At 56.1% G+C, this 20,244-nt stretch carries 16 protein-coding genes; 11 read left to right on the forward strand and 5 right to left on the reverse strand.

The features are described from left to right. Positions 1-9: 9 nt before the first annotated feature. Together P8935_RS16635 and P8935_RS16640 are read left to right on the forward strand one after the other, a co-directional pair. Entirely contained in the window at positions 10-1,539 is a 1,530-nt protein-coding gene (locus P8935_RS16635; RefSeq protein ID WP_348261419.1) for an NADH-quinone oxidoreductase subunit M, read from the forward strand. After that, the gene (locus tag P8935_RS16640; RefSeq protein WP_348261420.1) at positions 1,536-3,047 is read left to right on the forward strand and encodes an NADH-quinone oxidoreductase subunit N; all 1,512 of its coding nucleotides are present in this window, start codon (positions 1,536-1,538) and stop codon (positions 3,045-3,047) included. The genes P8935_RS16635 and P8935_RS16640 overlap by 4 nt, the downstream gene beginning before the upstream one ends. Here P8935_RS16640 and P8935_RS16645 read toward each other — a convergent pair. Next, positions 3,022-4,278 (reverse strand): glycosyltransferase family 4 protein, encoded by a 1,257-nt coding sequence (locus P8935_RS16645; RefSeq protein WP_348261421.1) that lies wholly within the window; start codon positions 4,276-4,278, stop codon positions 3,022-3,024. The genes P8935_RS16640 and P8935_RS16645 overlap by 26 nt on opposite strands. 167 nt (positions 4,279-4,445) lie before the next feature. Between P8935_RS16645 and P8935_RS16650 the strand changes: the two genes are divergently transcribed. Further along, positions 4,446-5,579, forward strand: coding sequence for a glycosyltransferase (locus P8935_RS16650; RefSeq protein ID WP_348261422.1), 1,134 nt, complete (start codon positions 4,446-4,448; stop codon positions 5,577-5,579). Further along, complete coding sequence (locus P8935_RS16655; RefSeq protein WP_348261423.1) at positions 5,576-6,745, forward strand: glycosyltransferase; 1,170 nt, start codon at positions 5,576-5,578, stop codon at positions 6,743-6,745. Before P8935_RS16650 ends, P8935_RS16655 begins: the two co-directional genes overlap by 4 nt. Here the strand turns inward: P8935_RS16655 and P8935_RS16660 are convergent. The 4 genes from P8935_RS16660 to P8935_RS16675 all read right to left on the reverse strand — a co-directional run bounded on the left by P8935_RS16660 (position 6,685) and on the right by P8935_RS16675 (position 12,899). Then, positions 6,685-8,049, reverse strand: coding sequence for a lipid II flippase MurJ (locus tag P8935_RS16660; RefSeq protein WP_348261424.1), 1,365 nt, complete (start codon positions 8,047-8,049; stop codon positions 6,685-6,687). The two genes, P8935_RS16655 and P8935_RS16660, sit on opposite strands and share 61 nt — an antisense overlap. Then, positions 8,046-9,260 carry an O-antigen ligase family protein gene (locus P8935_RS16665; protein WP_348261425.1) on the reverse strand — a complete coding sequence of 405 codons (1,215 nt, stop codon included), beginning with the start codon at positions 9,258-9,260 and terminating at the stop codon, positions 8,046-8,048. Before P8935_RS16665 ends, P8935_RS16660 begins: the two co-directional genes overlap by 4 nt. A gap of 4 nt (positions 9,261-9,264) precedes the next feature. Then, a complete protein-coding gene (locus tag P8935_RS16670) occupies positions 9,265-11,736 on the reverse strand; it encodes an SLBB domain-containing protein (protein ID WP_348261426.1) in 2,472 nt (823 codons plus the stop codon). Positions 11,737-11,960: 224 nt separating this feature from the next. Then, a complete protein-coding gene (locus tag P8935_RS16675) occupies positions 11,961-12,899 on the reverse strand; it encodes an SDR family oxidoreductase (protein WP_348261427.1) in 939 nt (312 codons plus the stop codon). Between the two features lie 100 nt (positions 12,900-12,999). Here P8935_RS16675 and P8935_RS16680 point away from each other — a divergent pair, with 100 nt between their 5' ends. The 7 genes from P8935_RS16680 to P8935_RS16710 all read left to right on the forward strand — a co-directional run bounded on the left by P8935_RS16680 (position 13,000) and on the right by P8935_RS16710 (position 20,227). Continuing rightward, the gene (locus P8935_RS16680) at positions 13,000-14,346 is read left to right on the forward strand and encodes a nucleotide sugar dehydrogenase (RefSeq protein ID WP_348261428.1); all 1,347 of its coding nucleotides are present in this window, start codon (positions 13,000-13,002) and stop codon (positions 14,344-14,346) included. A 112-nt stretch (positions 14,347-14,458) separates the two neighbouring features. Then, positions 14,459-14,788 (forward strand): hypothetical protein, encoded by a 330-nt coding sequence (locus tag P8935_RS16685; RefSeq protein WP_348261429.1) that lies wholly within the window; start codon positions 14,459-14,461, stop codon positions 14,786-14,788. Between the two features lie 34 nt (positions 14,789-14,822). Beyond that, a complete protein-coding gene (gene tsaA / locus P8935_RS16690) occupies positions 14,823-15,272 on the forward strand; it encodes a tRNA (N6-threonylcarbamoyladenosine(37)-N6)-methyltransferase TrmO (protein WP_348261430.1) in 450 nt (149 codons plus the stop codon). A 504-nt stretch (positions 15,273-15,776) separates the two neighbouring features. Next, positions 15,777-17,693, forward strand: coding sequence for a (Fe-S)-binding protein (locus tag P8935_RS16695; RefSeq protein WP_348261431.1), 1,917 nt, complete (start codon positions 15,777-15,779; stop codon positions 17,691-17,693). 17 nt (positions 17,694-17,710) lie between these two features. Next, positions 17,711-18,481 (forward strand): electron transfer flavoprotein subunit beta/FixA family protein, encoded by a 771-nt coding sequence (locus P8935_RS16700; RefSeq protein ID WP_348261432.1) that lies wholly within the window; start codon positions 17,711-17,713, stop codon positions 18,479-18,481. Next, positions 18,478-19,455: an electron transfer flavoprotein subunit alpha/FixB family protein gene (locus P8935_RS16705; RefSeq protein WP_348261433.1), complete on the forward strand. Its 978-nt coding sequence runs from the start codon at positions 18,478-18,480 to the stop codon at positions 19,453-19,455. The genes P8935_RS16700 and P8935_RS16705 overlap by 4 nt, the downstream gene beginning before the upstream one ends. A gap of 97 nt (positions 19,456-19,552) precedes the next feature. Next, on the forward strand, positions 19,553-20,227 hold the full coding sequence (locus tag P8935_RS16710) for a dienelactone hydrolase family protein (RefSeq protein ID WP_348261434.1): 675 nt from the start codon (positions 19,553-19,555) through the stop codon (positions 20,225-20,227). Positions 20,228-20,244: the final 17 nt, after the last annotated feature.

Raw genomic sequence — 20,244 nt, forward strand, 5'->3', positions numbered from 1 at the left:
ATGACAACGATGGATAGTTCGATACTCACGTTGATTCTCCTCGCGCCGCTGGCTGGAGCAATTCTGGTTGCACTCTTGCCTGATCGCGGGAAGCTCTCCGCGTGGGTAACGCTGCTGACCACTCTCGTCAGCTTTGGTCTGACGCTGCACCTTCCCGCACACTTCAACCTCCAACAGTCTGGGTTCCAGTTTGTTGTGAATAAGCCGTGGATCGAGAGTCCGGCAATCTTTTATCACGTCGGCGTCGATGGTCTAAGCCTGTGGCTGACTGTCCTCGTCGGGCTTCTCGGGCCCGTTGGCGTACTCGCAAGCTGGAATTCAATCACCCGGCGGCAGAAGGTTTTCTACTCGCTGTTCCTCCTGCAGCAGACAGCGATGTACGGCGTCTTTATCTCGCTGGACCTGATGGTCTACTACGGCTTCTGGGAGCTCTCGCTGGTTCCAATGGCAATTCTCATTGCCATGTACGGGCGCAAGGAAGGATCGAAGGCTGCCACCAAGTTCTTCCTCTTCACATTCATTCCTTCGGCGCCGCTTCTGGTTGCGATCCTGTGGCTCTATGCACGAACCGGAACGTTCAACTTCAGCGAACTTCGAATATTGATTGGCGCAGGTGCATTGCCGGCTGGAGCGCTGTTCTGGGTAGCGCTGGCGTTTCTGTTCGCGTTCGCCGTCAAAGTTCCGGTCTTCCCGCTTCATGGATGGCTCGCTGACACATTTGGTGAAGCTCCCGTGGCGATGGCGATGGTAGTTGCAGGCAAGCTGGGCATCTACTCCATGCTGCGCTTTCATGTGGGTCTGTTCCCTATCCAGTCGAAAGCCATAGCGCCCTTGCTGATCACGCTTGCCGTCATTGGCATTCTTTACGGAGCGTGCCTGGCGTTGGTGCAGCGCGACTTCTGGCGCTTCCTGGCTTTCGCAGCATTGAGTCACCTGAGCCTGATCACGCTTGGTGTTTACGGCTTCACATTCGTGGGTTGGAGCGGCGCAACCTATCAGATACTCAACAACGAACTCATCGATGCCGCCTTGTTTGTTCTGCTGGGAGCACTCGAGATTCGCTACGCCACAAGTCAGATTGCTGCCTACGGTGGACTCGCAAATCGTGTACCGCGACTGGCAACCATCTTCGTGATCGTTTCGCTGGCCATGATCGGCCTTCCCATGCTGAATGGATTCGTCGGCGAATTCCTGATTCTCTCCAGCACGTTCGCAGGTGTCAGTCATCGATGGGCTGCCGTGGCAACGCTCGGAGTAATTCTCAGTGCCGCGTACATGCTGTGGCTTGTACAGCGCGTCTTCTACGGTCAGGAGAGCAAGATAACCTCTGCAGGCGCATTGGATTTGCGTCTCGGTGAGCAACTCGTGCTATGGCCTCTGGCTGTCCTGATGCTTGTCATGGGAGTCTCACCAAACTTCTGGCTTCATGCCATCGAAGTGGCGCCAAGACCCATCATGCTTCAACAGACACCTTCGATCGATATGCTTGGACAGCCCGACGTCATTCCGGGAACCAGCGGTGGAGAGGTGCAGCGATGAACGCAGTGCCGGACATCTATCGCATCCTTCCCGAAGTAGTTCTCACAATCACCGGCGTCCTCGTTATGCTAACGGATGCCTCAATGGCACCGGGACGATCGCGCCGCGGCCTGGGATGGGTCGCCGCATTTGGTACCACTCTGGCACTGCTCGTCAGTGAGTGGCAGCTCTCTCTGCCGACGGGCTCCGGATTCTCCGATACTGTCGAAACCAGCCCATTCACCGTTTTCTTCCACATGCTGATCTGTGGCATTGTGCTGGTTACCTTGCTGATTTCGCTCGACACGTTGCCCGAAAACAGCCACCACCAGGGCGAGTACTATGCGCTGATAACATTCGGTGCCGTCGGCATGTGTCTGCTCACCAGCGCCGTCGAGTTGCTGATGGTCTTCATCGCGCTTGAGATCTCTTCGATCTCGACGTATGTTCTTGCCTGCTATCGAAAGCAAACCGGCCGCGGGCCCGAGTCTGCAATCAAATATTTTCTTCTCGGCTCATTCGCTACCGCCTTTCTGCTCTACGGAATTGCAATGGTGTTTGGAGCAACCGGCACCACCTCGGTTTACGAAATCGCACGCGCTGCATCCACAGCGCAAAACCAGGGTCTGATCCATGCCGCCCTCGCGCTGATGCTGGTCGGCATCTTGTTTAAAGTCTCCGCTGCACCGTTTCACGTCTGGACTCCCGATGTTTATGAAGGTGCGCCTTCGCCGGTTGTGGCGCTGATGTCCACTGCGCCCAAAGCCGCCGCCTTTGCATTTCTCCTGCGCGTCGTCTACGAGATGTTCCCCACCTTGCGGTCGGTGTGGTCACCCGCACTGTGGGTGGTTGCAGTTCTCTCAATGACAGTCGGCAACCTTGCAGCGTTGCGCCAGCAGAACGTGAAGCGCATGCTTGCCTACTCTTCCATCGCGCATGCAGGTTACCTGCTTGCTGCGTTCGCCGGGTTTGGCGCCAGCGGTATTGCCGCAGCCAGCTTCTACACTGCGGCATATGCTGCGATGAACGTCGGAATTTTTGCGGTGGTCACGCTGGTGGGTGGATACGACGACGAAAGACCGCTGATCCCGGACTACAAAGGACTCTTGCATCGCTCACCACTACTTGGCAGCCTGCTGATCTTCTTTCTGGTATCGCTTGTCGGAATTCCATTTACCGGTGGCTTCTTCGGCAAGTTTTACTCTTTCTCTGCCGCAGTGGGTGGAGGGGCGGTGCTTCTGGCCGTTATCGGATTGCTGAACTCGGGAGTAGCAGCGGCATACTATTTGCGACTAGCCTTTACGGCGGCGCAGCGTCCCGATGACGAGACGAACGAAGCTCGCTTGCCGATAGTGCCCATGGGAATTGCGGTGGGAGCTGGGCTTCTATTCGCAATAGGCGCAACGCTGGTTTTGGGGATCGCGCCGGGAACAGTTCTTCACATCACAGAATCCGGAGCACACACGCTGCAAGCTCCTCCAGCCATGTCGATTGCTCCCGAGGTTACGGCAAGACGGGCAAACCAGTAGTTCTCCGCCCTGATTTCTCGGGTGCCTCGAGTTGCGCATCGTCCGTCCGCTCGATCATCCCCTGGTAGAAGTCGACCGCCAAGCCCAAGACTCGCTTACTTTCGTAGTTTTCGAGCACCCACGCACGGGCCGCCTTGCCCATTGCAAGACGGCGATCCCGATCGCGAAGCAATCGCAGGACTGCCTCGCTGATGGCCTCGGGATTCCCAGGTGGAACGAGCATCCCTGTCACTTCCGGCACGATCGCGTCGCGCGAGCCGGTGCACAATGTTCCGATCACAGGTATTCCGGTTGCGGCAGCCTCAAGAACTACATTGGGAAAGCCTTCCCGCAAGGTAGGAAGCACCAGCAAGTCCATCGCCCGGTAATAGGGCGCAGTGTCTGCGATGAACCCAGTACATACGATGTTGGGATGGCCCTCAATTCGTGCTCTCAACCCAACGCCCAATGCATCCTCAGCCGCGTCGAACCATCCTACGAGAAGAAGGAGGGTGCTTGGCTCTTCGCGGAGAATTACAGTAAAGGCTTCAAGCAATTCAGCAAGGCCTTTATAATGGGTCAATCGACCGGCAAACCCAATCACGGAAGCATCTGTGCTGATTCCAAGATGCCGACGAACGAACGAGGCGCCAGGACAGAACCGCTCCAGGTCGACACCGTTGCTGCTTCCCTTACCGAGCAGAACAAGCTTCGAAGCGGGAGCAACGTGAAGCGCCAAAGCTTTTTTGCGTAGACTCCAGCTATTGCAGATCACGACGTTGGCGCAGGCTGAAGCCAGGCGTTCGGTCATCAGCAGCAGAATTCGTTTCAGGCCAAAGGCTGTCTCTAGCCTGAGCCCACGCAGGAAGTAAACTCGTGCCGGGATACGACAGAGTCGAGCTGCGAGGCTCCCAAGGAGACCTGCCTTCGGGGTGCTGAACTCAACAATGTCGGGTCGAAGACTGCGCAGCAGACGCCAGATGCGAAACATGGCGATGATGTCTGCAACGGGCGAGATGCCGCGTTCCATAGGTACAGCGTAAGCAGCAATCTGTTCATTTTGAGCTGTGTCATAAAGCAGTTGGCCCGGAGCAGAGAGGAGAGAGACGCGGAAGCCAGACTCGCGCAAAGCGCGGAGCCTTACTTGCAGGACGAGGCAGGTCTGATGGCTGGTAACGCCGATAAGAATATGCGGCCGTCGAAGGCTGCCTGTATCCTGTGCACCGGGCGTTGCGCCTTCAGATTTAGTCATATCTAGAGACTTGCAATTGATAGCCTGGCAGTGACGGCTGGTGTGCGCGGCGCGGTTTGCTACTTTCCCAGGATTCAACGAAACTCTAGCATTCTGCTCCACCGGACGTTGTGCGGCACATCACGACTTCGACAAGCCGTAATCCGATAATCTGCTGCCGGGTTGCTATGGGTCCGCCAACACCTGCGAAGGTCCTTCTCCTGATTCCGCACCTCGGCGGCGGAGGAGCCGAACATGTTACCGCTACGCTCGCCCGGCATCTAAGCCGCCTTAAATATGAAGTACATCTCGGACTTGTAACACAAAGTTCAAGTGAAGCAGCAACAGCCCGGGAGGAGTTTCCGCTCGCAGTTCATATCCACGCTCTTGGTGCGCGAAGGGTCCGGGCAAGTGCATGGCAAACTCTGAAGCTGGCGTGGCAGCTCAGGCCAGCCCTGATCCTCTCTGGGATGGCTCACCTTAATCTGCTCGTTCTTTTACTGCGGCCCTTATTGCCACGCCGCATCCGCATCCTTGTTCGACAGAATGGAACGCTTGCAGCAACCATTGAGGCGGGAAATCATCCGCGACTTTCGAAGTTCCTCTTCCGCGTGGCCTACCGGCGAGCAAGTCGAATTATTTGCCAGACAGAGTCGATGGCTGACGAGCTACAAAGCGAGCTTGGTATTCCGCAGGAAAGACTGATTGTCTTGCCCAACCCCGTGGATATTCCAGGCATACGAACATCGGCCATTCGACAGATTCAGTCCGCATCTTTGCCCGTTACCCGCCTTTTGTCCGTTGCGAGGCTGGCACCAGAGAAAGGCATTGACCTGCTTCTCGACGCTTTTGCGCGCATCAAGGAAAGATTTCCGGCCGCCGGACTTCAGGTGGCTGGAATTGGCTCGTGTGAATTCGCGCTGAAAAGCCAATGCAGGCTGCTGGGAATGGATAAATATGTGGAGTTTTTAGGACACATTGATTCCCCTGCACAACAGTTTCCCGGCGCTACGATTTTTGTCCTCTCCTCACTGCACGAAGGATTGCCCAACGCCCTGCTTGAAGCTGCGGCAGCGGGTCTTCCGATTGTGGCAACCCCAGCGTCACCCGGCATCACCGACCTTCTTCGCGACAAACCAGGTGTCTGGCTGGCTAGAGACGTATCAGCGCAAGCCCTGGCGGACACGCTTTCTGATGCGCTCACTTGCGTCCACCCAGGTCAGCGATTTCAGCATACGTGGATCGACGACTTTGATCAGAAGGTGGCGATCAAGGCATACGAAAACGAAATCGACCGGTCTCTGCTGGAGATGCGAGCGTGAGACACGTGGCGTTTCTCATACCGACCATCGACCGCATCGGCGGCGCAGAGCAGCAGGTGATTTCTTTGGCCGTGGGACTTTCGCATCGAGGCTCGAAGGTCAATGTGATCGCTCTGTCGGGAGCCGGTGGCGATGCAGCGGATCATCTGCGTTGCGCAAATATCGATTTCCTGAGTCTTGGGATGCGCAAGGGCCTCGTCGATCCGCGAGGGTGGGTGCGTCTTTGCCGCTGGGTCAGGACAAACAGGCCTGAAGTCGTTCATGCCCACTTACCCCACGCTGCGCTCTTGGCACGATGGTCGCGGATTGTCTCGCCGGTACGCGCTCTGGTTGACACGATTCACTCGCCCTCAACTGGTGGGAAAGCGCGCAAACTGGGCTATCGAATTAGCTCTGCATTGCCAGATGTCGTAACAGCAGTCAGCTGCGCCGCCGCTGGACCATGGCTGGCTTCTCGGTCGCTGATCGAAGAAAATCTGGCGATCATTTCAAACGGCGTAGATATCGATCGATTCAGACCCGATGAAGAAGTCCGCACTGCCATGCGCAACGAACTTGAGTTGAGCGATGAATTCCTGTGGATCGCAGTCGGCAGGCTTGATCCGGTGAAGGATCACGCTACATTGCTGCACGCATTCCGTACGTTGCCACCGAATGCGCGATTGATCATTGCCGGAGATGGCCCGTTTCGGAACGGACTTAACACTCTTGCGCACCGACTCGAATTGCACGACCGCGTTCGTCTCGTTGGTTTTGATCCCGACGTCCGGAGATTACTGCGAGCAGCGGATGGATTCGTGCTCTGCTCCCGCTGGGAAGGGATGCCCATTGCACTGCTTGAGGCTAGCGCGTGCGAATTGCCTTCCGTTGTAACGGACATTGAAGCGGCTCGTGAAGTCCTTCAAGATTTGACCGCAAATTTCTCAGTTCGTGTCGGGGATTCCGTCGCGCTCGCCTCCTCGATGCGGAACATGATGAGTCTCTCGACTTCCAAGCGAAGCGAAATAGGACGGTCCGCACGAGACTCCGTGATCAGCAGATTTTCTCTCGATGCCGCGCTGGATCAGTGGGAAGCTCTCTATGACGATGTGCTGGCAACGAACCTTCATCCGCGAAGGTTCGGCAGGGCTTCGCCGTCACAAGGGAGAACCTTCCAACTCCAGTAGCAGAGAAACACAAATGTGCTCACCGTCCAAAGCGAAGTAGCCAATGCAATTCCCGCGACCCCCATCGAACGCATCAGCAACAGGTTCAGGGCGACATCCAGTACCAGATTCAGCAATCCACAATAGAAGACCAGATCAGCGCGACGCATTGCTAGAAGAAAGCGGTAGAAGACGCGGCTCGATACAAAGAATGGAATCTGCAAAGCGTACATAATCAGTACCCGCGAAACCGCTGAAGTGTCTTGCGCGCCGAATGCTCCGTGCTGAAGAGTCAGACGCACAAGCAGATGTGCAGCAAGAATCAGCGCACCGGCAACCAGACTCGTCACCACTGCCGATGCCGTGGCCCATATGCGGAGGGATCTTCGGCAACCACTCCAGTCATTGCGGACCACCATTTCAGAGAAGAGCGGCGCGGCCGCTGAAGATGCGGCACCGCCAAGCAGCGTAAGGGCTACGCCAACGAATCGGCCTGCGTATACCAACGCGGATACACTGCCAGCAGGCAACATTGCCGCCATGGATTGATCGACTAAAAGACCTCCCGAAGCAACCAGCCCGCTAAGCAGGACGACGCCATACTGGGCCGCCACTTCCCGCGCGGATTTCGTCATGCCATACCAGCGTGGCACTGCACGATAACCGTTAGCCTTCAGCATACTTCCCATCCACACCACGCTGATGAACGACCCGATCACGGTGGCGTACACAATTGCCCAGACCCCGGCCTCGCCCGAAAAGAGTGGGATCGCAACCATGATTGCGAGCGGAGTGGCGATGGGTGCGAGTGCGGGCATTGCGAATCGTCCTTCCGTGTTTAAGACAACGGCGAAGTTCGATGCGATACCCGAGAAGACTATGGCGGGAAGTAATCCGTAGAACAGGCGAACAGCGAGGTTCAGTTTAGGCGTGGAAAAATGTGAAGCAATTAGAGGAATGAAATAGCGCGCTGAAATCGCCATCACAAGCGATGATGCGACCAAAATCACGATGTTGCAGAGCATTGAGGCTGAGAACAGTTGCTGTGCGCTCTCTCGGCCTTCGCGCTCTTTCACACGCATAAGCGAAGGTACGAGCGCCTGGTTCATGGATTCTGAAATCAAGTTGATCAGCAGTCCAGGGATAAGCGCGGCTGCGAGAAACGACTCCAGAGCATCGGAACGACCAAAGGCTTCAGCTACCGTGAACTCCTTGGCGGTAGCCGCCAGTTTGACGACAAGTGCCGCTGCCGTGACTGCCGTAGCGGCATCGAGAATGCGGTGATCCCAACTGCCTTTTCGAACAGGAGCGGCCGAGGAAGTCATGACACCCGCTCAGCCAATAAGAGCTCCACGGAGCCTTCGATTGAGAACACTCGTTCTAATTGCCCCGGCTGCTCCTTGGCGAGACGATGAGTGACCGCGATGATTGCCAGCAGCAACCATGTGGTGCGGCTTTCACCCACCGTGCCAATCAACGAAGAAACGAACCATGCCGCCATCATGGTCATCAACGCAATTCGAATCGCGCCTTTTGTCGCCAGAATAAACCGCACGGAAACTGCAACGAGGGCAGCCGCGAGAGCAAGTGAGAATAACCCGCCTTCCACGAGAATCGACAGAACGGTATTGTGTGCCGTATCGATTGGCGCGAGCCGTGCTGCGATCACAAACGAGCCAGCTCCGTGTCCCCAAAGCGGCGCTTCGAGAAATGCACGCCAACCAGCGGTCCAGATGTCGACGCGCTGGTTGAGATCGCCGTTTCGCAACTGCTCGATGATCGATCCGATGCGCTCGAACGTTGCGCGCGGTGCTATAAGCCACGTGCAAATGGCGATCGCCGACAACCCAAGCGCTCCTGCCAGAGTGCCTTTAGGCTTCTCCCGAAAAAGCAGTAGCGCGCAGCCGAAGAGAGCCACAACAGCGGCCACGAAACCTCCTCGCGAGGCTGTTAAAAGAACGCATGCAAATCCCAGCGGAAGATAACCGATGGCAAGCAATCTGCCCGGCCATTTCTCCTTCCCGTCCAGCAGCAATGCGGCGATTGGGAAGCCTAAATCAAGAAACCGCGCCACATCGTTCGGGTCCTGTCCGAATGCCGCAAAACGGATCTGCTCGCTCGTCCCCGGATAAAGGATCGCGAAATCTGCGATAGTCAGGATCGCCAACACCCACGAACCACCAAGCCATGCTCGCATGAGTGACCGCAGATCCTGTGGACTTTGGGCAAACTCCCAGACCAGCCAGACAATCATCATCTCCTGCAGACAGCCACGCAGCTTTACCACCGTCAAATCTGGCACCGCACTCCAGAAGAAGGTGAGACACAACCATAGATAGAGAGCCAGCGTAGTCCACTGCACCAGCCCCGGCCGACGAATCTCCCCAGAACCTAAAACTGCCGGAACTGCAACCAGCAAGAGAATAATGCCGCTGATGCGTGCAATATTGCCGAAAGGCGATTCGAGATCGAGTGAATATTCCCAGGGAATTGTAAAGACGAATAGAAGAAGCAGTGCCCAGGCGAAGCGCCGCATACAGCTAGAACCTCTGCGAGTAAACCATGCCCGCATAGATGCTGACGCCCACCGCAGATTGAATTGCCGACTCGATCGTCCGATTGAGGAGATTCTTCGCCATCGAGTCCGGAACGAACAGGATGTCGCGGTCCCGTATAGGAATGTCGGGATCGAGGCCGCGCAACATTCTTTTCAGATTGAGTGTCGTTATGGTGCGGCTTCCCTGCTGCTCGCGAATAAGCATACCCTTCGTCAATGCTGCGTTTTGCGCTGGTCCCCACGCCAGTGACAGCGCCTGCACTACCGTCGTAGTCTGCACCGGATCAACAGGAAAACCTCCCGGACGCACGACATCGCCGACGACATAGACAAGTCCAGCCCTGCTCACCTGGACAGTGTCCCCGGGCAGCAACTCCGGATTGTGATTCGTACTGGTATCACCGCCTGTCGGATCCAGCACCACCGGAAGAAAAGTCTTTGGTTCGTTCCGATGAGCGATCGTTACGAGACGTCCTGCGTTCGCAGTAAGCCCGGACGCCATTGAAATCAGATCGAGCAGGCAATGATGGACCGTGTAGGTGTAAATTCCGGGGCGCGCGACTTCGCCTAGAATCGAAACGTCCTGACCGGCGTAGGCCCTGACGAGAACCGTAACCTGCGGATGAAGCAGCATGCCACGATCGATCAGGGCTCGCTCAATCGCATGCGCGGCAGTCGTCTCTCCCATCCCGCCGACCTCGACATCACCGGCCAGAGTCAATGTCACCGTGCCAGTCTCTGAAACTCGCACTGAGCCGCGCATATCTGGAGAGTGAGCTTCAGAAACTTCAAGTAGATCGCCAGGTGCGATCAGCGCAGCCATCGGCACCGTGGATGGAGCGTTTGCACCCGGAAGCACTCCAGCCAGCGTGGTCCCCTGTGGAGATTCCCACACGCTGGGCGCATCCTTTGCATTTGGCTGGCTCCTCGTTTCAGTTGATTGCGGAATTCGCGCGACGCCTGTCGGCAAGCCTGAGGTGCTGGGGGTAGGCGCCTGTGCACGACTCATGCCGACAGTGATGGCTACAAGCAGGATCAGCACTGCGGCTTGCGCAATTCTCAAGCTAAGCGATTCGCTGAGAAGCACTACGGCGAGTGCCATCCAAAGCGATACAAACAAAGTGATCGCCATATCCACCAGCAGATCGGGGGAATAAGCCTCCACTGGTTGACGCGCATAATCGATTATCGAAATCTCGGAACCCTGGCTGCCCGCTGCCAGCCCCGCTTCCTCCATCTGCTGCGAGACCCGCACATACATATCGTGATTTGCATTTGCCTCTTGCCGCATCACCGCATACTTCAGTGCTGCCTCGTTCATTTTCAACCCGGTGTCCGTGGCGTCCCTCAGGCTTTTGCGAACCAGTTGCTCACGATCTGAAGCGGTTCTCCATGAGCTGCGGAAACGTTCTAACAGCTTTGCGTCCTCTGCTTTGATTTGCGAATCCAGATCTTCTATCTGACTGCGAATCTCGACCACACGGGGAAAATTCGGCCCATGTTCAATACGAAGCTGCGCCTGCTCCTGCTCCAGATCGCTACGCCGCGTACGAAGTTGTACCAAAAGTGCGGACATGAAATTGCCAGTCGCCTGCAGCCTGGGATTCGAGGCCAATACCAGTTCTGGATCGCCTGCGACAGCCGATCGATATTCGGCTTCCGACACGATCCGATCCGTCGTCGCCGTCACTAGCTCCCTGCTTAGTACGTCAATTTCGCCCAACTGTGCAGCATGTTCTACATCCGTCCGCTGACCGTTTGCAAGCGTTTCCGGGATGTTAAGCATGCCGTGTTGTCTTTGAAAATCCGTCAGCTTGCGATCATCGTCATCGGTCCGCGTCTTCAGCGCTACAAGCTGGGTAGTAAGCCAGGTTGTAGCATCCTGCGTGGCCTGTTTTCGCGCATTTTCATCCTGGCGGCAGAACGCCTCAATGAGTGCGTTCACAACTGCTGCGGACAGGGCTGCATCCTGCGACCGAAATCGGATTTGCAGCACAAGAGTTCGAGGAATAGTTTGCACCGTAAGTTTGCGCTGGAATTCATCCAGCAGAAAGGCTCGAGCTTCTGGATCGGGCTGGGTTGCATTAAAGGATGGGTATTTTCTTTTGAATGAATTATTGAATTCCGGGACCGCATAAAGCTTGAGGCGAGATATGACGTCCCATCCAAGCTGGTCGCTACGAAAGACACTGGCAAGCGTTTCGAGCTGAACCTGACCAGACGCAAACGAACCAGAAGTTGCCGGTTCATGGGTCAGTACTGACAGAGTGGAACCGCGCAATGCGACGCGGGCGGTAGCTTCATAAACATTGGAAGCCACCATGCAATAGATCAGGCAAGCAACAAGAGACGAGCCTACAATCAGCGCAAACATCTTGCGATGGCGGCGAATCGTCAGCCAGAGCTCATGTATCGATGTAGAGGAAGGTTGCCTCGATGCGCGGCTTTGTGACAAACCGCGGCTCTCCGTTCGCTCTTCTTGGACCGCGCTAGTCTCCGGCAAAGATCGGCATCCTCAGTTCCGTTGGTTTCCGCAAAGTGATCGCCGAATACAGCACGAAAAACCGCAGCGGATAGAACTGTCAACAGTGTGCCTATCCCACGCTTACTTGTTAGTGAGGGGCGTCACATATGAGAGACGGCAGAAACCTTCCGGAATCTTTAACCTGAGAAACGCTACTAGGATCCAGACCGATACCAATCCACAGTTCGACGCAGGCCCTCTTTGAAGTTTACGATCGGTTTGTAGCCAAGCAGTTCCCCAGCCAACGCAATGTCCGCAAGCGAATCGCGGATGTCGCCGGAACGCGGCTGACCAAATGCTGCGTCTCCGTCGTATGCGGTCAAATCACGAAGAACGCTAAATGTCTCATTGAGCGTGATGCGGGAGCCCGTTGCAACGTTCATCATCTGGCCGGAGACCTTTTCTGCCGGAGCGTTAGCGGCCAGCAAATTGGCATGAACCACATTGTCGATGTAGGTGAAATCGCGGCTTTGCTCGCCGTCTCCGTAGATCGTTGGCTGCTCGCCCGCCAGCATCCGCCTGCAAAAGATCGCTAACACGCCGGAGTAATGCGATGTCGGGTCCTGAAAGGGGCCGAATACATTGAAATACCGCAGCACCACGGTTTCCAGGCCGTATACACGTGCGAAAGCCCGCATATACTGCTCTCCGGCAAGTTTGGCAACCGCATACGGTGAAATCGGATTCGGCAACATATCCTCGCGCTTTGGCAGCGTAGGCGTGTCTCCATACGCAGACGAGGAACCCGCATAGATAACCCGGCGAACGCCTGCGTCCCGGGCGGCAACCAGCAGGTTGAGAGTGGCAGTCACGCAATGCAGATTCGTGCCTGCGGGGTCGGCAACCGAACGCGGCACGGACGCCAGGGCAGCCTCGTGAAACACGATCTCAACGCCCTCGCAGGCGTCCGCACACTGTCTCGGATCGGTTAGGTCACCTTCTATAAATTCCATACTTTCGAGGCCGACAAGGTTACTGCGCTTACCAGTAATCAGGTTGTCGATACCGCGAACGGATTCTCCGCGCTTTAATAAAGCCGCAGCAATTGACCGTCCAATGAATCCTGCCGCTCCTGTCACAAGATACTTTGCCAATCAGGCCTCCAGCCCGGCATGGTGTTAACGCCGAAGACAAGATTACTATCGGCCACCTGCTTGTGTGGATCGCCGTCCCATCCCCTTTACAATTAAACGCATGACCGCAAAAGCAACGATATCTCTGACAGAACTCAAGAAGAAGGTAGAGAGCAGGCAGGCCCGGATCGGAATCGTCGGGATGGGTTATGTCGGGCTACCCCTGGCGTTGCTTTTCAGCGAAGAGCGGTTTGCCGTCACCGGATTTGATATTGAGGAGCGAAAGGTCAGTACGCTGAACGCAGGCGGCTCCTACATCGTGCGCATTCTTCCGGCTGCCATTCAAAAAGCAAAGAAGTCCGGTTTCCACGCCACGACCAATTACGCTGACATCGCGAAGATGGACGCGATCATCATCTGCGTTCCCACCCCTCTGAACGAGTACCATGAGCCAGATCTGAGTTACGTTACAGGCACGGTTGAATCGATCGCTCCGCACTTGCACGAGGGACAACTCGTGATCCTGGAGAGCACGACTTACCCCGGCACAACCGAAGAGATTGTCGTTCCACTTATCGAAAATGGAAATCATCACAATCTGAAGGTCGCTCGCACACTCGATGACCTCGGAGTCCACGTCGCATTCTCGCCCGAACGCGAAGATCCAGGTAACGAAACCGTCGCGCGTCACGACATCCCCAAGGTCGTAGGCGGTTGTGGCCCAGCCGCGTCGGAGCTTGCAGCTGCGTTCTACGGCACCATTTTTCGGCGCGTAGTTCCAGTCAGCAGCCCGTCCGCCGCCGAGATGACCAAACTGCTCGAGAACATCTATCGCTGCGTGAACATCGCGTTGGTAAACGAGCTAAAACAACTTTGCATGCGCATGGGCATCGATATTCACGAAGTGATCGACGCCGCAAAGACCAAGCCTTTTGGCTTTCAGGCGTTCTATCCCGGACCCGGCCTGGGTGGCCACTGCATTCCGATCGACCCCTTCTATCTTTCGTGGAAGGCAAAGCAATTCGACTTCCGCACCCGGTTTATCGAACTGGCCGGCGAAGTCAACATCAACATGCCCTACTTTGTCATCGACCAGCTTGCTGATGGGCTCAATCGTAATCGAAAGTCAATTAACGGATCGAAGATCCTCGTGCTCGGCCTGGCTTACAAACGCGACATCGACGATCTGCGCGAGTCCCCTTCTCTGACGATTATTGAGTTGCTTCGCGACAAAGGCGCTGAAGTGTCATACAACGATCCTTTCTTTCCGAAGGTCGGCCACGGACGTCACTATGCGCTGAACATGACCAACACGCCTCTCGAAAATCTCGGGCAGTACGATGCCGTGATGATCGTTACCGATCACACTTCGTACGACTACCGTGCGATCGTGGAGCAGTCACAACTGGTTATCGATACACGAAACGCCACCAAGGGTATCGAGTCGCCTAAAATTGTGCACTGCTAGAGCCGCTGGACACTCAGCTTTGGCACTCTTGTTCCGAATTCTCTGTCCAGCCACACTTCTGATCCGCTAAACTCGGCTCTCAAGTCACTATTTTCTCTTGAGGTCAAGCCGCGTGAACGAATGGAAGCTTGTACAGAAAGACTCCTCCGAGGCGCTCGCCCGTCTACATTTCTTCTCGGTCACAAAGAAACACGCGAAAGGTGAGATCGAAGCGCGTATCACTGTTAAGGAATTTGCTAGCTCGAAGACCAGTGACATGCAGTTCTATGCCACGGCCGACCTGGAACTGAACCAAAAGACCCTGCGTTTCCAACCCTGCGGTTGGAGTGAGACGCTTGTAGGCGCACTCGGCGAATGTATGCGCAACCTGCGCAAGTTCGACTACGAATCGGCCGACGACCCCTCTGCGCTACCATCAGATTGCGGTCCGGTGATCACCTAAACCGCGCATCCTTGCAACGCGGAGCGCTGATCCCGTGTTTACGCCTAAAGCTATCGGTTTTGTTCGCAGCCCCTATACCGACACCAAATCCATTCCAAAAGGGCTGGGCGCCCGGCACGTCGCAGATGGAGTGCTCGAGATCCTACCCGAGTTTGAGCCCGGGCTAATGGACATTGAAGGCTTTTCGCACCTCTTCGTCATCTGGACCTTCGACCGTTCTGAGGGATTCGACCTGATTGGCAGTCCGCCGTTCGAGGAACGGCCACATGGCGTATTTTCCACGCGCTCTCCGCGGCGGCCCAACCCCATCGCGCTCACAGTAGTCGAATTGAAAAACCGCGAGGGAAATTTGCTCAATGTGCATGGCGTAGACATGCTGGATGGCACGCCGATTCTCGATATCAAGCCCTATCTCTCAAGCATTCCTGCGGAAAAACTGCGTCGCGGGTGGATCGCCGAGGCAGAGGCGCGAAAGCAAGGCTGACAGCAGTCGGGAATATCCACAGACATTTATTCAGATGCTCTTCGATGTACCGCATTCAGGCACGCAAATAATCCACACCGACAACTCAATCCCGCCGCCCTGCCTCTAAGTTTCCAACGGAAGAGAAATCTTCCAGAAGGAGAGAGTCGTCTATGGCCTTCAAGAGAATCGGCAACGAAACTCACGAACGGCAACAAGAAAACTCGTGCATCAAGGGTTGTACAGGCAAAGGGAGGGAAACTCGGGCTGAGCTCGAACGAACTACCTAATCTGTAACACCCGAGTTGTGATCCAGTTACCGAAATGGATCTTCGAAAATTCGGAAGCACTGGGGCGAGATCTCGCGAGGGATCCCGCCCTTTTGCTGTAGTGGCACCATGGCGCTTCCAATAAAATGCACCTGACCTCGAACCAGTATTCGCACACAAAGCCGTGCACTCCCTTGCGAGCTTCCGCCGAACTGCCGACCAAGGGTCTAATCGTGTATTGTGAGTGGGTTCGCCTATGAACCTCCTCTCTTCCACGCTGGCGGAACCGCAAAGCTTCTCACCGTGGGAAAAGCTGCTCCTTCTGGCATTTATCATCGTCTCCGCCACCCTTTTCTGGCGCCGCTTCAGCCCCATTCTCAGGCGGATCCTCGACTCCAAAAAAGACCCCAATTTTAAACTCTCCCCCGTCGCCAGGCGGGTATGGGACTTCTTTTGGGAAGTTATTTGCCAGGCAAAAGTCATCCGCGAGCGCCCTCTCCCCGGAATTGCACATGCCTTTGTTTTCTGGGGTTTCTGCGCCTTTGCAATAGTTACCTTGAACCATGTCGCAGTCGGATTTGGGGTTGGATTCCTGAATCCGCGAGGCTTGGTAGGCGAATTCTACTTCTACCTTGCGGCAATATTTGCAGTTGCCTGCGCAGTGGGAATCTTCGGCCTGTTCGTCCGCAGGTTTCTGGTGCGCCCCCGCTGGCTAGGCGCCAAAGTTTCATATGAATCCGGGTTTATCGCCTTCTTGATATTCATGCTGATGGTGACGTACCTGGCAAGTTTTGCCGTCAACGATTCCAGCCCCGCCGCACGCATCCTCTGGTGGACCCATACGCTGTCGCTTCTAATTTTCCTGCCGATCATTCCGCACACCAAACATCTTCACCTGATCCTCAGTCCAGCAACGATTTTCTTATCTCGTGGAGGTTTCAGCAACATCCCCCCGCTGGTCGGCGATGAAGATTTTGGCTTGGTGGCCGGGACGGATCTGACGCAGCTTGCGAGTTTGCAGGCCTACTCCTGCGTGGAGTGCGGTCGATGCACCGAACATTGCCCAGCGAACAACACCGGCAAGGAACTCAACCCGAAAGAAATCATTCTCGGCATTCGCGGCTACCTCAATGAATTCGGCCCCGCCTCAACCGAAAACATCATCGGCAAATACAACTCGATAACGGCTGATTTCCAGTGCACCACCTGCGGCGCGTGCGAATATCAATGCCCTGTCGGTATCGAGCATCTCCCGATCATCATCGGGCTCCGCCGCGGCGCGGTGAACACCGGCGCATGGGAAGACGAGCACGGCGCAAAGCTGTTTCTCACCCTCGAGCGCGGATCGAATGCGCTCGGCATGAGCGCTCTGGAACGGGACAAATTCATTCAGAAGCAGGAACTGCCTATCTTCGACGGCACCCAGGAATACTGCCTGTGGCTCGGCTGCATGGGAGGTTACGATCCCAAAGGTCGCGAAATCGTCGCCGACTTCGCACGCGTCATGAACTATCTCGGCACAAGCTATGGTGTATTGCGCAAGGAGAAGTGCACCGGCGATCCCGTCCGCCGCCTCGGCAACGACCTCCTCTTCCAACAACTCGCCGAAGCCAATCTTGAAGCCTTGGCGCAGAACAAGGTAAAGAAGATCGTCTCCATCTGCCCACATTGCGTGCGCACCATCCAGGAAGACTGGAAAGAGTTCGGCACGCCACCCGAGATCGAACACCACAGCGAATTCCTCGCCCGCTTTGGCGACAAACTGCCGAAACAAAATACGCCGGAAGGTAAAGCCCAGGAAAAGATCGCCTATCACGATCCCTGCTACCTCGGCCGCTATCGCAATGTCTACGAGGAGCCGCGCGCCGTCGCGGGCCTTGCCGGAGAAGTTGTCGAAGCGCCCCGCTCGCATGAGCGCAGCTTCTGTTGCGGAGCGGGCGGCGGCCTTGTCTTTCTAGGCGAAGAAACTGGAGATCGCGTAAGTCACACGCGCGCTAAAGAGCTTGTTGCCACCGGCGCCACCACCATCGGCACTGCCTGCCCGTTCTGCAACACGATGTTCCGCGACGCCCTTGCGGCAACAGGCGAGGCTGCTCCGCAATTACTCGACATTGCCCAGTTGACGGCGCGCGGCCTTCCGCAAAGCAATCCCATCAAAACTGAACAACCGTAATTCCGGAGTCATCCCGCATGAAAATCATTGTTGCCATCAAACAAGTCCCCGAGCGCGATGCGCAAGTACGCATCGACGGCTCTGGCAAATGGATTCAGGAAGCAGACATTCAATTCGCCATGAACGAGTCCGACGCCTACGCGCTCGAAGAAGCATTACAACTGAAAGAGAAACACGGCGGTGAAGTCGTGGTTCTCAGCGCAGGCCCTGAGCGGGCTGGGACCACTATTCGCGAAGCCTTGGCCAAGGGCGCGGACCGAGCGATACAAGTCGAGGTTGACGACCTCAACCAACGCGACGCTCTCGGAGCCGCTCAGCTCCTGGCTGCAGCAGTGAAGCAGGAGAGCCCGGACCTGATCCTCACGGGGCTTCAATCCGATGATCTCGGGTACGGACAAACCGGCGTAATCATGGCGGAGTTGCTTGGCCTGCCCCACGCATCTCTCATCCTGCACGTCGAAAAAACCGACACCGGCCTCACCGTAAAACGTGAGCTCGAAGAAGGATGGTTTCAAAACATCGACCTGCCGCTTCCCGCAGTTTTGATGATCCAGTCCGGCGGCAACAAACTCCGGTATGCAACGCTGATGGGCATCAAGAAGGCCAAGACAAAAGAATTGCGCAAGGTAGCAGCTGCAGACCTCGGCCACGCCAACGCTCCGGCGGCAGTTCTCGAAAAAATAACTCTCCCGCAAAAGCAAAAGTCCACGCAGATCATTCCCGGTTCCGCCAAAGAAGCCGCGGCAACTCTGGTTGAAAAACTGAAATTCGAGGTGCGAGTCATATGAGCGGCATCTACGTAGTTCTTGAAGATCGCAGCGGCCGCATTGGCCGCATCAGTTGGGAAGCGCTTGCCGCGGCAAACATCCTGGCCGCGCAGCCAGGCACGAAGCCGAACACAATCGTCATCGGTGCACAGACTGAAGCCTTGGCGAAGGAAGCTGCAGCCAAAGGAGTCGCAAAGGTTATTCGCATCGAGCATCCGCTTCTGGCTCAATATACTTCCGACGGATTCACGGGGGCCCTCGATCAATTCATCCGCGCCGAATCGCCGGACTTCATCGTCTTCCCTCACTCCTATCAGGTTCGCGATTATGTTCCCGCCCTTGCTGCTCGCTTGGGTCGCGTGCTCGTCGGAGACGTAACTGCAATCAGCGACGGCCCCGTCTTCACGCGCTCGTTGATGCAGGGTCGCCTCAGCGGTAATTACAAATCCGCCGGCTCTGGTCCGACCTTCATCTCCGTTCAATCTGGCGCCTTCCGTGCCGATGCCGACGAGAGCAGCGTCGGCGCTGCCCAAATCATCACGTTTACTCCCACAATCGATGCCGCACAGATTCGCACCAAGCCTAGCGAACCTTTCCGGGGTGCAGCCCAGACTGTCGACCTCGGCTCGGCGCAATTGATCGTTGCCGTCGGTCGGGGTATCAAGGAAGCCGACAACCTTCCTCTCGTTCAAGATCTTGCCACCGCCCTCGGCGCAGAGATTGCCGCATCTCGTCCCATCTGCGATAACGGTTGGCTCCCTATCGAACGCCAGGTCGGCAGCTCTGGCCAAACCGTCGCGCCTAAACTCTACCTCGCAGTCGGAATCTCTGGAGCCATTCAGCATCTTGTAGGAATGAAGGGCGCCCAGTGCATCGTCGCGATCAACAAAGACGCCGAAGCACCCATCTTTGAAGTAGCTGACTATGGCATCGTCGGCGACCTCTTCGAAGTAGTTCCGGCACTGACTGAAGCAGTGAAAGCAGCACGCCAGTAGTTTCAAGATCCACGACACCTGGTCCGGGCGCTGCAGGACTGCCCGGACGCCCCTCGCCGTTACAACGAAAACACACCAACAATCAGGTAAACCTCCGATGTCCGAAACCGTAAAGCTCAAATCCGCCGATGGCCATGAACTCGACGCATACGTAGCGCGCCCAGATGAAGAACCCATCGCCGGACTGATAGTCATTCAGGAAATATTCGGCGTCAACCGGCATATCCGTTCCGTCACAGACAGTTACGCACGGGATGGATTCCTCGCCCTTGCACCTGCCCTGTTCGATCGCGTCGAGCGCGGCGTTGAACTCTCTTACGAAGGACCCGACGCACAAAAAGGCGTGGCCCTCCTTCAGAAGCTCGACACCAGCAAATCGCTTGAAGACGTTGACGCCGCACTTCAATATGTCCGGCAGCAGACCGGTAAACAATCAGGAGTAATCGGCTACTGTTACGGCGGTCTTCTCGCGTGGCTCAGCGCCACCCGCCTCCATCCCAACGCGGCAGTCGGATACTATGCCGGTCGGATCGGCAACTTCGCGGAAGAAAATCCGACTGCGCCAGTTCAACTTCATTTCGGCAGGCTCGACACGCACATCCCCGCCGAGCAAGTCGACAACGTCCTCGCCGCCCATCCTGAAGTGGAGATCAACTGGTACGAAAACGCCGGCCACGGATTCAATTGCGATATGCGTGCCAGCTACAACGCCGAAGCCTCAGCTCTTGCCCGCAGTCGAGCGCTAGCATTCCTTAAAAAGCACTTAACGTAAATCAGATCCGTCGAAAA

Origin of the sequence: Telmatobacter sp. DSM 110680, assembly GCF_039994875.1 — a bacterium.
In the GTDB taxonomy this organism is placed as follows: domain Bacteria; phylum Acidobacteriota; class Terriglobia; order Terriglobales; family Acidobacteriaceae; genus Telmatobacter.